Source organism: Archangium sp. Cb G35 (assembly GCF_001896145.1).
GTDB lineage: Bacteria > Myxococcota > Myxococcia > Myxococcales > Myxococcaceae > Archangium > Archangium violaceum.
In genome coordinates this window covers 38,353-52,719 of sequence record NZ_MPOI01000010.1, presented here as the reverse complement: position 1 = coordinate 52,719, position 14,367 = coordinate 38,353, and the positions used below count along the sequence as shown (strand labels likewise).

The following is a 14,367-nucleotide window of genomic DNA, read 5'->3' as shown; positions in this document are numbered from 1 at the left end:
TTGGATGAATGAAAGGTGGGTCTGGCAATGCTGAATGCCGTCACGACGTACGCGAAGAATCTCAAGAAGGCGCTGCTGGCGGATCCCAAGCGTTTCTATTCGGTCGACACGGGGGCCTGGGTCACGGGTCTTCCCAAACCGCAGGAGATCCAGGTCACTACGGGCCGTGAGCCCTTGTGGCTGAACCTTGGCTATTGGCGCGACGTGGATCGTGTCGACGAGAACAACTACGAGCGCGTGGGCGAGCTGTTCAAGGCCGCCCAGGCGCAGATGGCACACCTGCTCGCGAAGACCGCGCGCCTGGGGCAGGGCGACGTGGTGCTGGACTGTGGCTTTGGTTATGCGGACCAGGACATCCTCTGGGCCGAGGAGTACCGCCCCGCGCGTATCCACGGGTTGAACGTCACGCCCAATCAAGTCCGGATTGGCCGCGAGCGTGTCCGGCTCACGGGTCTCGAGAAGGTGGTTCAGTTGGACGTGGGCTCCGCGACCGAGCTGCCCTTCGGCTCGGGCGAGTTCGACGTCGTCTTCGCGCTCGAGTCCGCCATGCATTTCAAGACGCGGCGCGATTTCCTGCGCGAGGCGTTCCGGGTGCTCCGTCCGGGTGGACGTCTGGTCATGGCGGACATGTGCCAGAAGACGGATCGGGAAGCGGGCGCCGGGCTGCGCCGCCGCCTGCGTCATCGCTATTGGCGGGGCCTGATTGCCTTTCCGGAGGCCAACGTCTGGACGGTCCAGCGGTATGAGACGGAGCTGAAGTCGGTGGGCTTCCAGAAGGCCCGGCTCGAATCCATCGCGGCGGATGTCTATGGGCCGGTGAATACCGCGTTCACGGCCCTGCGCATGGTGACGGCGGCAAGCCGGCAACCCGGCTCGGTCAGCCCGGAGCGCATCCGCGCGGAGGTCCGCAAGCTCCGGGAGCAGGACCCCGAGCAGTACCAGCACCTCTCCCAGTTCAACTGTGATGACTACGTCATCGCCTCCGCCGAAAAACCCTGAGCCTCCTCATGAGCACCCAACCTCTTCCCAGCACGCAGATGGAACAGAGACTCGCCGGATACTGGAGTGAATTGCTGGGCCTCCAGGAGATCGGCCGGGGAGACCATTTCATCTCGCTTGGTGGCAATTCCCTGCTCGCGACGATGCTGGCCAACCGCATCGAGGAGGAGCTGGGGATCCGCCCGATGATGGGGGAGCTGTTCAACACCCTGGAGGAGGTGGCCACGCTCTGTGAGCAGCTGCTCCAGGAGCAGGCGGAGGCGGAGGGATGAGTGACGAGCTGTCTCATCTCCAGGCGCTGGAAGCCGAGTCCCTCTTCATCATCCGGGAAGTGGTGGCCGAGTTCTCGCGGCCCGTCCTCCTGTTCTCCGGTGGCAAGGATTCCGCCGTGATGCTGTGGCTGGCGGAGAAGGCCTTCGCGCCCGCTCCGCTGCCCTTTCCGCTGATGCACGTGGACACGGGGCACAACTTCCCCGAGGTGCTCGCATACCGGGACGAGCGCGTGGCCGCCCTGGGCGCCCGCCTGGTGGTGGCCTCCGTGCAGGAGTTCATCGACTCGGGCCGGGTGGTGGAGGAGAAGGGCCCGCGCGCCTCGCGCAACCGGCTGCAGACGGCGCCGCTGCTCGACGCCATCGAGAAGAACCAGTTCGACGCCGTCTTCGGTGGCGCCCGCCGTGACGAGGAGAAGGCCCGAGCCAAGGAGCGGGTCTTCTCCTTCCGCGACGAGTTCGGCCAGTGGGACCCGAAGAACCAGCGGCCCGAGTTGTGGAGTCTCTACAACGGCCGTCACCGGCGTGGGGAGCACATCCGCGTCTTCCCCCTGTCCAACTGGACCGAGATGGACATCTGGCAGTACATCGGCCAGGAGCGCATTCCGCTGCCGTCCATCTACTTCAGCCACCGGCGCGAGGTGTTCCGCCGCGACGGCATGTGGATGGCGTGCTCTCCCTATCTGCCGCTGCTGCCGGGTGAGCGGGCGGCGACGGCCCAGGTGCGCTTCCGCACCGTGGGCGACATGACGTGCACCGCCTGCGTCGAGTCCACGGCTTCCACGGTGGAACAGGTCATCCAGGAGGTCGCCGCCTCCCGGGTGACCGAACGTGGGGCGAGCCGGGCCGACGACAAGTTCAGCGAGACGGCCATGGAAGACCGCAAGCGCGAGGGGTATTTCTAATGGAGCTGCTCAGGTTCGCCACGGCCGGCTCGGTGGATGATGGGAAGAGCACCCTCATCGGCCGGCTGCTCCACGACACGAAATCCATCCTCGAGGACCAGCTCGCCTCCGTGGAGCGCACCAGCAAGGCGCGCGGAGACGAGTACGTCAACCTCGCCCTCCTCATGGACGGCCTGCGCGCCGAGCGCGAGCAGGGCATCACCATCGACGTGGCCTACCGCTACTTCGCCACGCCCCGGCGCAAGTTCATCATCGCGGACACTCCCGGCCACCTCCAGTACACGCGCAACATGGTGACGGGGGCCTCCACCGCGGATCTCGCGCTCATCCTCGTGGACGCGCGCAAGGGCATTCTCGAGCAGACGCGGCGCCATGCCTTCATCGCCTCGCTGCTGCGCGTGCCCCATGTGGTGCTGTGCATCAACAAGATGGACCTGGTGGGCTACGACGAGGCCGTCTTCGAGTCCATCAAGGACGAGTTCCGGAAGTTCTCCATGAAGCTGGAGCTCACGGACCTCACCTTCGTTCCCATCTCCGCGCTCAATGGCGACAACGTGGTGACGCGCTCGGAGAAGATGCCCTGGTACCAGGGCTCCGTGCTGCTGCACCACCTGGAGAATGTGCACATCGCCTCGGACCGCGACCTCATCCGGGTGCGCTTCCCCGTGCAGTACGTGTCCCGCCCCATCTCCCGGAAGCTCCACGACTACCGGGCCTATTCCGGGCAGGTGCTGGGCGGCGTGATGCGGCCGGGCGATGAGGTGGTGGTGTTGCCCTCGGGCTTCACCTCGCGCATCCGCGCCATCGAGCTGGCCGGCAAGCCCGTGGAGAAGGCCTTCCCTCCCATGTCCGTCAACGTCTCGCTGACGGAGGAGCTCGACATCAGCCGGGGCGACATGTTGTGCCGCCCGGGCAATCCGCCCACCGTCGCTCAGGACCTCGACGCCATGGTGTGCTGGATGGTGGAGCAGCCGCTGCGGCCCGGCGCGAAGCTGGCCATCAAGCACACCACGCGCTCGGCCCGGACCCTGGTCAAGGACATCCAGTACCGGATCGACGTGAACACGCTTCACCGGGACGAGGCGCGCAAGTCCCTCGAGTTGAACGAGATCGGCCGGGTGTCCTTGCGCACCACTGTGCCGCTCTTCTTCGACGAGTACCGGCGCAATCGCCACACCGGCAGCTTCATCCTCATCGACGAGGGGACGAACGCCACCGTGGCCGCCGGAATGATCAACGGTCCAGCGACGTGGACATCGGGTGCACATCCGTGAGTCAGCCCACTTCAGACGCAGCGTTCCCCCGGGGTTTCATTGTCTGGTTCACCGGCATGTCCGGTGCGGGCAAGAGCACCCTCTCCCAGGCCATCCGCAACCAGTTGCAGCCCACCCGCTCCGTGGAGGTGCTCGACGGGGATGAGGTCCGGACCTTCCTGTCACGAGGGCTGGGTTTCACGAAGCCCGACCGGGAGGAGAACATCCGGCGCATCGGCTACGTGGCCAGGGTGTTGGCCAGACACCGGGTGGCCGTCATCTCCGCGGCCATCTCTCCCTACCGTGAGTCGCGCAACGAGGTGCGGCGGCTGGCCTCGGAAGCGGGAATCCCTTTCATCGAGGTGTATGCACAGGCCAGTCTGGACGCGCTCGTCCAGCGTGACGTGAAGGGGCTCTACAAGAAGGCCCTGGCCGGGGAGATTCCTCATTTCACCGGCATCTCGGACCCGTATGAGCCACCCGAGTCGCCCGAGGTGACGGTCCGTACCGACTCGGAGACGGTGGAAGCGGGAGTGGAGCGCATCCTCGCCACACTGCGGGCGCGGGGGCTCATCGCCTGAGCCAGACGAAGCGGTCCTCCGGGCACGGTGTCGCCAGACTTGTCCAACTGTTGGACAAGTTCGTGAAGAGCGCGCCCGGGAGGCGGACAGCACCCGAAAAAGAGAATCTCCATGAGCGCACAAGAGGCGAAGCCGGTGGGCCGGCGGGGTCGCGGTCTGCCCCTAGTGGTGAAGGTCGCGAGGCTGGGGGAGTTGCCGCTGTCCTTCGCGCAGCAACGGCTGTGGTTCCTGGAGCAGCTCGCTCCGGGAGGGTACGCGTACAACGTACCGCTCGCCGCGAAGCTGAAGGGGTGCCTGGACGTGGCCGCGCTGGAGCGGAGTCTGGTGGAGCTCGTCCGGAGGCACGAGGCGCTGCGGACGACGTTCGGTCTGGAGAATGGGAGGCCGGTCCAGCGGATCGCGCAGGAGCCGGGGCTCGTGCTGCTCGTGGAGAGCCTGGAGGCGCTGCCCGAGGAAGCGCGCGCCAGTGCGGCCGTGCGGCGGGTAGAGGAGGAGGCCCAGCGCCCGTTCGAGCTGGAGAAGGGGCCACTGCTGCGGGCGAGGTTGCTGCGGCTGGCGGCGGATGAGCACGTGTTGGTGCTGATGCTGCACCACATCGTGTGTGATGGCTGGTCGCTGGGGTTGATGGAGGGGGAGCTGACGGAGTTGTACCGGGCCCACTCGCGAGGCGAGGCGCCGCGGTTGCCGGCCTTGCCGGTGCAGTACCCGGACTACGCGGTGTGGCAGCGGGAGTGGCTGAAGGGCGAGGTGCTGGAAGCGCAGGTCGCGTGGTGGAAGCGGCGGCTGGCGGGAGCGCCGCCGGTGCTGGAGTTGCCCACGGACAGGCCCAGGCCCGCGGTGCGGTCCTCGCGCGGGGCGGTGCTGAGGGTGGAGCTGCCCCCGGCGCTGTCTGGAGCGGTACGGGAGGTGAGCCGCCGGGAAGGGGTCACGCCGTTCATGACGCTGCTGGCGGGCTTCCAGGCCCTGCTGGCGCGCTACAGCGGACAGCGGGACATCGTGGTGGGGACGCCGATCTCCGGGCGCAACCGGCGCGAGGTGGAGGGGCTCATCGGCTTCTTCGCCAACACGCTGGCGCTGCGGGTGGAGGTTCCGGGAGAAGTGGGTTTCCGGGAGCTGCTGAAGCGGGTGCGCGAGGCGTGTCTGGGCGCCTATGCCCACCAGGACGTGCCCTTCGAGCGGTTGGTGGACGCCCTGCAGCCGGTGCGGGACTTGAGCCGTACGCCGCTGTTCCAGGCCTCGTTCGTGCTCCAGGGCTCCGCGCCCTTCGCTGCGCTGGAGCTGCCCGGCATGGCCGTGGAGGAGCTCGGCTTCGAGCCCGGCGTGGCCAGGTTCGATCTCACCCTCTTCGCGCGGGAGACGGAGAAGGGCTGGGTGGGTCTGTGGGAATACGACAGCGAGCTGTTCGACGAGGCGACGGTAGCGCGGATGGCGGCGCACTACGCGCGGCTGCTGGAGGAGGCGCTCGCGCACCCGGAGCAGGCGCTGGCGGCGCTGCCGATGCTGTCGGAAGCGGAGCGGCACCAGGTGCTGGTGGAGTGGAACCAGACGCGCACGGAGTACCCGCGGGAGGCGTGCCTCGAGGAGTTGTTCGAGGCGCACGTGGAGGGCCGGCCCGAGGCGCTGGCGGTGGAGTACGAGGGCGAGCGGCTGACGTACGCGGAGTTGAACCGCCGGGCCAATCAGCTCGCCAGGCACTTGCGGCGGCTGGGCGTGGGAGCGGGGACGCGGGTGGGGCTGTGTGCCAGCCGTTCGCTGGAGCTGGTGGCGGCGATGCTCGGCATCTTGAAGGCGGGCGGGGCGTATGTGCCGCTCGACGCGTCGTACCCGCGGGAGCGCCTGGCGTTCATGGTGGAGGACGCGGCGCTGTCCGTGGTCCTGGCGCAGCCGGAGCTGGTGTCGAAGCTGCCAGTCCCGAGCGCGAAGGTGGTGCCGCTGGAGCCCGGATGGGACGCATTCGCGAGCGAGAGCGCGGAGAACCCTGGCGAGCGGAGTGGGCCGGAGGCGATGGCGTACGTCATGTACACGTCGGGCTCGACGGGCCGGCCCAAGGGCGTGTGCATCCCGCACCGGGGAATTGTCCGGCTGGTGTGCGGCACCGGGTATGTCCGGCTGACGGAGGCGGAGCGCGTCACCCAACTGAGCAACACCTCGTTCGACGGGTCCACCTTCGAGCTGTGGGTCGCGCTCCTCAGTGGCGGGTGCGTGGTGGGTGTTCCCCGGGAGACGGCGCTGTCTCCGAAGGCGCTGGCCGCGTTCCTCCGGGAGCGGCGGATCAGCACGGCCTTCCTGCCCACGGCGCTGTTCAACCAGACGGTGGCCGAGTGCCCGGAGGCCTTCCATGCGGTGAAGTACGTGATGTTCGGGGGGGAGGCGGCGGACGTGAAGCCGCTGAGGCGGGTCCTGGAGCGGGGCGCGCCGAAGCACCTGGTGAATGGCTATGGGCCGACGGAGAACACGACGCTCTCGACGTCCCACGAGGTGAGGGAGGTGCCGGAGGGCGCGGTGTCGGTGCCCATTGGCAGGCCGTTGGCGAACTCGGAAGCCTATGTGCTGGACGAGTGGAGGCAGCCGGTGCCGGTGGGGGTGGCCGGAGAGCTGTACGTGGGCGGAGATGGGCTGGCGCTCGGGTACTTGAACCAGCCGGAGCTGACGGCGGAGCGCTTCATCTCGCATCCCTTCCGCGCGGAGCCAGGAGCGAAGCTGTACCGGACGGGAGACCTGGCCCGGCACCTGCCGGACGGGAGGCTCGAATATCTGGGCCGGCGGGACGAGCAGGTGAAGGTGCGCGGCTTCCGCATCGAGCTGGGAGAGGTGGAGGCGGCGCTGGCGAAGCACCCGGGAGTGGGCGAGGTGGCCGTGGTGGCGAGGGATGCCGGTCCCAGCGGCAAGCACCTGGTGGCCTACGTGGTCCCCACTTCCCCCACTGCCCCCACTTCCCCTCTCCCTTCGGGAGAGGGACGGGGTGAGGGTGCCACGGGCCCCGGGTTCAAACCCGAGGAGCTCCGGGCCTGGCTCAAGCAGACGTTGCCCGAGCACATGGTGCCGTCGGCCTTCGTGTGGCTGGATGCCCTGCCGCTGACACCCAACGGCAAGGTGGACCGCAAGGCGCTGCCCGCGCCGGAGGCGGAGGGAACGGAGCGCGAAGCGTACGTGGCGCCGCGGACACGGATGGAGCAGGTGGTGGCGGATCTCTGGGCTCCATTGCTGGGGCTGGCGCGAGTGGGTGCACGTGATCACTTCTTCGAGCTGGGCGGGCACTCGCTGCTGGCCACGCAGGTGGTGTCGCGCCTGCGGGAGGTGCTCCACCGGGAGTTTCCGGTGCGGGTGCTCTTCGAGGCGCCCACGGTAGAGGAGCTCGCGCGGCGGCTCGAGGAGCCGGCGATGGGGAGTCGGGCCACCCGGCCGCCACCCTTGCTCCCCGTGCCCGGGGACGGAGCGCCGCCGCTGTCCTTCGCCCAGCAGCGGCTGTGGTTCCTGGACCGGCTGGAGCCGGACAGCCCGCTCTACAATGTCTTCCTGGCGCTCAGGCTGGAGGGAGCGCTCGACACGGCGGTGCTGAAGCGGAGCTTCCACGCGCTCCTCCAGCGTCACGAGTCGCTGCGGACGACGTTCCAGCAAGGCGAGCGAGGACCCTTCCAATCCATCTCCGCCCGGGTGGAGCTCCCACTGGTGGAGGTGGAGCTGCGCGAGCTGCCCGGGGATGCGCGTGAGGCGGAGGCGCTGCGGCTGGCCGGTGAGGAGGTGCGGCGGCCCTTCGTGCTGGCGGAGGGGCCCCTCCTGCGGGTGACGCTGCTGAGGCTCGGAGCGGCGGAGCACATGCTGGTGCTGGTGGTGCACCACATCGTGTCGGATGGCTGGTCGCTGGAGGTGCTCGTCCGGGAGCTGAAGGCGCTATACGAAGCCTTCCTGGCGGGTGGCGAGTCCCCGCTGGCCGGGCTGCCCATCCAATACGCGGATTACGCGCGGTGGCAGCGGGAGTGGCTGCGGGGCGAGGTGCTGGAAGCGCAGCTCGTCTGGTGGCGCGAGCAGCTTCGAGGCGCGCCGCCAGCGTTGGAGCTGCCCACGGACAAGCCGCGGCCGCCGGTGCAGTCCTACCGGGGGGCGTGGCACCGGCTCCACCTGCCCCTGGCGCTGACCGAGGGGTTGCGCAAGCTGAGCCAGCGCGAGGGGGTGACGCTCTTCATGACGTTGCTGGCGGGCTTCCAGGCGCTGCTGCACCGCTACTCGGGACAGGAGGATGTGTGCGTGGGCTCGCCCATCGCGGGCCGTGGCCATGCCGGGTTGGAGGAGCTGATCGGCTTCTTCATCAACACGCTGGTGATGCGGGCGCGGGTGAGGGGAGAGGAGCCGTTCCGCGTGTTGCTGGGGCGGGTGAGGGAGACGGCGCTGGGGGCGTACGAGCACCAGGACGTGCCCTTCGAGATGTTGGTGGACGAGCTGAAGCCGTCTCGCGACACGAGCCGCGCACCGCTGTTCCAGGTGGCGTTCGCCCTGAATCACGGCGCGCCGGAGCTGGCGCTGCCGGGGGTGGTGTCGCGGCCGGTGGAGCTCCACAGCCAGACGGCCAAGAACGAGCTGCTGCTGGCGCTGACGGAGACGGGGGCGGGGCTCGAGGGGGGTCTCGAGTACAACACGTCGCTGTTCGAGGCTTCCACCATCGCTCGGATGGCCGGGCACCTGAGGACGCTGTTGGAGGGCGTGGTGGCGGACGCGGGACAGCGCGTCCTCGAGCTGCCGCTGATGGGCGAGGCCGAGCGGGCCCAGGTGCTGGTGGAGTGGAACGGCCGCCGGGCCGCCTACCCCCAGGACACGTGCACCCACCACCTCATCGAGGAGCGGGTGGCGCTCGGGCCGGACGCGGTGGCCGTGGTCTTCGAGGACAGCCAGCTCACGTACCGGGAGCTCAACCAGCGGGCCAACCAGCTCGCCCACCGGCTGCGGAGCCTGGGCGTGGGGCCGGAGGCGCGGGTGGGCGTGTGCCTGGAGCGCTCCCTGGAGCTGGTGGTGGGGCTGCTGGGCGTGCTCAAGGCCGGAGGCGCCTATGTGGCGTTGGATCCCTCCTACCCCCGGGAGCGCCTGGCCTTCATGATGGAAGAGGCCCGGATGCCGGTGCTGGTGACCTCGCGAGCGCTGGCGGACGGGTTGCCCTCACGAGGCGAGCAACGGGTCCTGCTGGACGCGGAGGCCGGGGTGCTGGCCCTCCAGCCGGAGGACAATCCAGCGCCGGACGTGGGGGTGGACAACCTGGCCTACGTCATCTTCACCTCGGGCAGCACGGGCAGGCCCAAGGGGACGCTGCTGACCCACCGGGGGCTCTGCAACACGGTGCTGGCCGCGATGGACACGCGCGGGATGCACCCGGGCAGCCGGGTGCTCCAGTACGGGTCGATCGGCTTCGACGTCTCGGTGACGGACATCTTCCCCACGCTGGTGGTGGGCGGGTGCGTGGTGATGGCGCCGCGGGAGTCGCTCCTGCCGGGAGCTCCGCTGGACGCGCTGCTGAAGAAGCAGCGGGTGACGCTGTGGGCGATGACACCCTCGGTGCTGGCGCAGCAGGAGGGGGAGTACCCGGCGCTCGAAACGGTCATCTCCGGGGGAGAGGTGTGCACGCCGGAGCTGGTGGCGAAGTGGCGGCCGGGAAGGCGCTTCATCAACGAGTACGGCCCCACGGAGGTGACGGTCTGCGCCACCTCCAACGCGGACGTGGACGCGTCGAGGCCGACGCTCGGGCGGCCGCTGCCCAACGGGCGGGTGTACGTGCTGGACAGGTGGCTGCGGCCCGTGCCGGTGGGCGTGACGGGGGAGTTGTACGTGGGGGGCCCGGGAGTCGCGCGGGGCTACCTGGAGCAGCCGGCCCTGACGGCCGAGCGCTTCATCCCGGATCCCTTCGGTGGGGAGCCGGGCGCCCGGCTGTACCGGACGGGAGACCTGGGCCGGTGGTTGTCCGGAGGCGCGCTGGAATTCCTGGGCCGCTCCGACGCGCAGGTGAAGCTCCGGGGCTTCCGCATCGAATTGGGAGAGGTGGAATCGGCGCTGGTGGGCCACGCGGAGGTGAAGGACGCGGTGGTGGTGGTGCGGGAGGACGCGCCGGGCGGCAAGCGGCTGGTGGCGTACGTGGTGCCCGAGTCCCCTCGCCCTCCGGCGGAGAGCGCGGCGCTGCGGACCTGGCTGAAGCGGACGCTCCCGGAGCACATGGTGCCCTCCGCCTTCGTGTTCCTGGAGGCGCTGCCGCTCACGCCCAATGGGAAGGTGGACCGCGCGGCGTTGCCCATGCCGGACATGCACCGGCCCGCGCCCGGTGACTCCTACATCGCTCCGGAAGCGGGGCTCGAGCAGTCGCTCGCGGCCATCTGGGCCGAGGTGCTCCGGTTGGAGCACGTGGGCGCGGACGACAACTTCTTCGATCTCGGTGGCAATTCGCTCCTGCTCCAGGCGGTGCACGTGAAGGCCGAGGCGCTGGTGGGCCACCGGTTCCCCCTGGTGGGGCTCTTCCAGTTCCCCACGGTGCGCGCGCTGGCCGCGCAACTCGCGCGCGGAGAGGGAACGGCCGCCGCCGGGGATCCGGTCTCCGGGAGTGGCAACCGCCGGGATGGACAACGGCGTCTGGCGCGGCAGCGGCGTGAGCGGCCGGGCTCGAACTGAGGAGCAATGCACGTGGAAGACCTGAACGAAACCGACTCCCAGGGCGCATCCAAGGACCTGGCCATCGCCGTCATCGGCCTCGCGCTGCGCTTCCCCGGCGCGGCGGACGAGCGCCAGTTCTGGCACAACCTCGTCACGGGGGTGGAGTCGATCACCCGCCTGGATGCCGCGCAGCGCGCGAAAGCCGGTCTGCCCTCGGAGGAGGGCTGGATGGCCGCGGCGGGTGTGCTCGAGGACTCCGAGTGCTTCGATGCCACCTTCTTCGGCTACACGCCGGGTGAGGCCGAGCAGTTGGATCCCCAGCACCGTATCTTCCTCGAGTGTGCCTGGACGGCGATGGAGTCCGCCGGTTACGCGCCCCGGGGCAAGCCGATGCGCGCGGGCGTCTACGCGGGAGCCACCTTCAGCACGTACCTGCTCTCCAGCGTGTTGCCCCACGCCGCGCGCAATGGGAGCGGTCTCATCGAGAACGTCCTGGGCACCGCCGGTGATTTCCTCGCGTCGCGCGTCTCCTACGAATTGGATCTCACCGGCCCCGCGCTGAACGTGCAGAGCGCTTGCTCGACCTCGCTGGTCGCGGTCCACGTCGCGTGCCAGGCGTTGATCGCCGGGGAGTGCGACGTGGCGCTCGCGGGGGGCGCCTGCGTCCGGGCGCGGCAGCTCGAGGCGTACCGCTATCAGGAGGGAGGCATCTTCTCGCCCGATGGCCGCTGCCGCGCCTTCGATGCCCGGGCGGCGGGGATGGTGACTGGCAACGGCGCCGGAGTGGTGGTGCTCAAGCGGCTCTCCGACGCGCTCGCGGACCGGGATCCCATCCGGGCCATCATCCTCGGCACGGCGATCAACAACGACGGTGGCGCGAAGACGGGCTTCACCGCCCCCTCGGTGAAGGGCCAGGCCGCGGCCATCTCCGAGGCCCTGTCCCTGGCCGGGGTCGAGCCGCGCTCCGTCTCGTACATCGAGGCCCACGGCACGGGCACGCCCCTGGGAGATCCGATCGAGGTCTCCGCGCTCGAGCAGGTGTTCCGTGGAGGAGCGCCGGGCTCGTGTGGTCTCGGCTCGGTGAAGACGAACCTGGGGCACATGGACGCGGCGGCGGGGATCGCCGGGTTCATCAAGACGGTGCTGGCGCTCGAGAACCGGACGCTGCCTCCGACCCTGCACTTCACGACGCCCAACCCCCGGCTCGGGCTGGAGAACAGCCCGTTCTACGTCGTGGCCCAGGCTCGCCCGTGGACGGGCCCCACGCCACTGCGCGCGGGGGTGAGCTCCTACGGCTTTGGAGGCACCAACGCCCACGTCATCCTGGAGGAGGCTCCGGCCGTCCCGGGCGACGCGCCCCGGCGTGACGAGGAGCTGCTGCTGTTGTCGGCGAAGTCCGAGGCCGCGCTCGAGAGGATGACCGATGCGCTGGCCGGGCAGCTGGGGCAGGGGAGCGAGCCGCTCGCGGACATGGCCCACACGCTCCAGGTGGGGCGGGCCCGCTTCCCCTTCAGGCGCGCCGTCATCAGTGGCCGGCGCGAGGAGGCGGGGGCGTGGCTCTCGAGCCGGGAGCCGGGGCGGGTGCGCACGGCGCACGACGAGGCCGTGAGGCGGGGAGCGGTCTTCCTCTTCCCGGGAGGGGGCGCGCAGCGCGTGAACATGGGCACCTGCTTCCTGCGCGAGCCCGTCTTCCGTGAAGCGCTCGACCGGTGCGCCGGGCTGATGCGCGGGCCGCTCGGGGGGGATCTCCGGGAGGTGATGTTCGCGCCCTCCGAGCGCTTCGATGCCGCGAGCCGCGAGCTGGATCAGCCGAGGTGGCTGCAGCCGGCGCTGTTCGCCTGTGACTGGGCCTTCGCGCAGCTCTGGCGCTCCTGGGGCGTGGAGCCCGAGGCCTTGCTGGGCCACTCGCTCGGAGAGTACGTGGCGGCATGCCTCGCGGGCGTCTTCACGCTCGAGGAGGCCGCATCGCTCGTCGCGGCGCGCGCCCTCCTGGTGGATCGGATGCCCGAGGGGGCCATGGTCTCGGTGCTCGCCCCCGTGGGGGAGGTCGAGCCGCTGCTCGGCGCGGAGCTGTCCGTTTCGGCGATCAACGGCCCCGGGACGTGTGTGATCGCCGGGCCGGTGGAGGCCGTCGGCGCGTTGGAGAAGGTGCTCGCGGAGCGGGGCCTTGCGTTCAAGCGGGTGCGCTACCCGCGGGCGATGCACTCGTCGATGCTCGACCCGTACCTCGCCGACTTCGGGCGGTTGGTGTCGCGGGTGAAGCTGTGTCCGCCGAAGCTGCCGGTGGTGTCGAGCGTCACCGGGCGCTGGTTGGAGGAGCGCGAGGCGACGGACCCCGCGTACTGGGTGCGTCACCTGAGGGAGACGGTCCGTTTCTCCGACGGCCTGGCCTTCCTGCTCTCCTCCGGGGAGCGGGCGTTCCTCGAGGTGGGGCCGGGCTCCATCCTGAGCGCGCTCGTGCGGCAGCACCCGGCGCGTACGTCGCAGCCGGTGGTGGCCTCGCTGCCAGACGTCTCCGCTCCGCCGGCGAGTCCGCTGGTGCCGCTCGGCGAGGCGTGGCTCGCGGGGGTGGAGATCGACTGGGAGCGTTTCCGTGCCGGGGAGCGCCGCCGCCGGGTGGTGTTGCCGGGCTACGGCTTCGAGCGCGAGCGGTACTGGCTCGAGCCCGTGGGGCCTTCCACTCCGGAGGGAGCCGGGCCCACTGGACAGCCGCTCGCGCCACAGCCCCCGCGGACCTCGCCGCCAGCGAGGACTCCGCGCCGGGGTGCCGCCGCCGTGCCGGCCCGTAACGACACCGAGCGGATGCTGGTCGAGTGCTTCCGCGACGTCTTCCGCCTCGAGGAGATCGGCATTCACGATGACTTCTTCTCGCTCGGTGGGGACTCGCTCATGGCGCTGCGGCTGACGGGGCGGCTCGCGGATCGGCTGGGGACCCGGCTGGCGTTGAAGGACGTGGTGGAGGCGCCCACGCCCGCCGCGTTGGCGGAGAAGCTCGGCCCCGTGAGCACCCTGGCGCCGGCCCGTCCTGGCTGCCTCGTGCGGCTGCAGGAGGGGACACACGGGACGCCGCTCTTCTTCGTGCACGCGGCGGGCGGACAGACACTCTTCTACCGGGAGCTCGCGCGAGGCCTCGGGGCCTCGCGGCCGGTGTACGGGTTCGAGTCGGTGGGGCTGGAGGAGGGCGTGCCCTGCCACACCACCGTCGAGGAGATGGCGGCGCACTACCTCGAGGTGCTTCGCTCGGTGCGGCCCTCGGGTCCCTACCTGCTGGTGGGGGCGTCGTTCGGAGGCGCGGTGGCGTACGAGATGGCGCGCCGGTTATCCGCCGAGGGACACGCGGTGCCCCTGTGCGCGCTGCTCGACGCTCCCGGTCCGGGGCCGTTGCCGCAGCGCTTCGAGGACGAGGCGAAGCGGATGAGGGGCGAGGCGCTCTTCTCCGAGCCCGGGCGGGGAGAGCGTTTGCTCCGGGTGTGGAAGACGAACCTGGAGGCGCTGAGCCGGTACACGATCGCGCCCTGGGAGGGTGGGGTGCTCCAGTTCTTCCGCGCCGCCGAGCGCGAGCCATGGATGCCGGAGCACCCGGAGCTGGCATGGATTGGCCGGTGCGAATCGGTATCGGTGGAGGTCGTTCCCGGGGGGCACACGAGCATGTTGCAGCCGCCGCACGTCGAGCGGCTGGCGGCACGGCTCCTGGCCCGTCTCACACGGGATTGAGGCGAAGGTGGGTATGCTGGGG

The 14,367-nt window shown here is 70.1% G+C and carries 7 protein-coding genes; all 7 read left to right on the top strand.

The genetic code is table 11. The features are described from left to right. The first annotated feature begins 27 nt into the window (after positions 1-27). The 7 genes from BO221_RS28810 (at position 28) to BO221_RS28780 (ending at position 14,345) form a co-directional block, all read left to right on the top strand. Entirely contained in the window at positions 28-999 is a 972-nt protein-coding gene (locus tag BO221_RS28810) for a cyclopropane-fatty-acyl-phospholipid synthase family protein (RefSeq protein ID WP_073563828.1), read from the top strand. A gap of 8 nt (positions 1,000-1,007) precedes the next feature. Continuing rightward, a complete protein-coding gene (locus BO221_RS28805) occupies positions 1,008-1,271 on the top strand; it encodes a phosphopantetheine-binding protein (RefSeq protein ID WP_073563825.1) in 264 nt (87 codons plus the stop codon). Then, complete coding sequence (gene cysD, locus BO221_RS28800) at positions 1,268-2,173, top strand: sulfate adenylyltransferase subunit CysD (RefSeq protein ID WP_073563823.1); 906 nt, start codon at positions 1,268-1,270, stop codon at positions 2,171-2,173. The genes BO221_RS28805 and cysD overlap by 4 nt, the downstream gene beginning before the upstream one ends. Next, positions 2,173-3,447, top strand: coding sequence for a sulfate adenylyltransferase subunit 1 (locus BO221_RS28795; protein WP_073563821.1), 1,275 nt, complete (start codon positions 2,173-2,175; stop codon positions 3,445-3,447). The genes cysD and BO221_RS28795 overlap by 1 nt, the downstream gene beginning before the upstream one ends. Beyond that, entirely contained in the window at positions 3,444-4,007 is a 564-nt protein-coding gene (gene cysC / locus BO221_RS28790; RefSeq protein ID WP_255408492.1) for an adenylyl-sulfate kinase, read from the top strand. The genes BO221_RS28795 and cysC overlap by 4 nt, the downstream gene beginning before the upstream one ends. A gap of 111 nt (positions 4,008-4,118) precedes the next feature. After that, positions 4,119-10,649: a non-ribosomal peptide synthetase gene (locus BO221_RS28785; protein ID WP_083681472.1), complete on the top strand. Its 6,531-nt coding sequence runs from the start codon at positions 4,119-4,121 to the stop codon at positions 10,647-10,649. 12 nt (positions 10,650-10,661) lie between these two features. Continuing rightward, a complete protein-coding gene (locus BO221_RS28780) occupies positions 10,662-14,345 on the top strand; it encodes a type I polyketide synthase (RefSeq protein ID WP_233166297.1) in 3,684 nt (1,227 codons plus the stop codon). Positions 14,346-14,367: the final 22 nt, after the last annotated feature.

Bases quoted from the DNA above. Each gene is read 5' to 3' on its own strand.
- BO221_RS28810 (WP_073563828.1), top strand. From the start codon at position 28: ATGCTGAATGCCGTCACGACGTACGCGAAGAATCTCAAGAAGGCGCTG.
- BO221_RS28805 (WP_073563825.1), top strand. From the start codon at position 1,008: ATGAGCACCCAACCTCTTCCCAGCACGCAGATGGAACAGAGACTCGCC.
- cysD (WP_073563823.1), top strand. From the start codon at position 1,268: ATGAGTGACGAGCTGTCTCATCTCCAGGCGCTGGAAGCCGAGTCCCTC.
- BO221_RS28795 (WP_073563821.1), top strand. From the start codon at position 2,173: ATGGAGCTGCTCAGGTTCGCCACGGCCGGCTCGGTGGATGATGGGAAG.
- BO221_RS28785 (WP_083681472.1), top strand. From the start codon at position 4,119: ATGAGCGCACAAGAGGCGAAGCCGGTGGGCCGGCGGGGTCGCGGTCTG.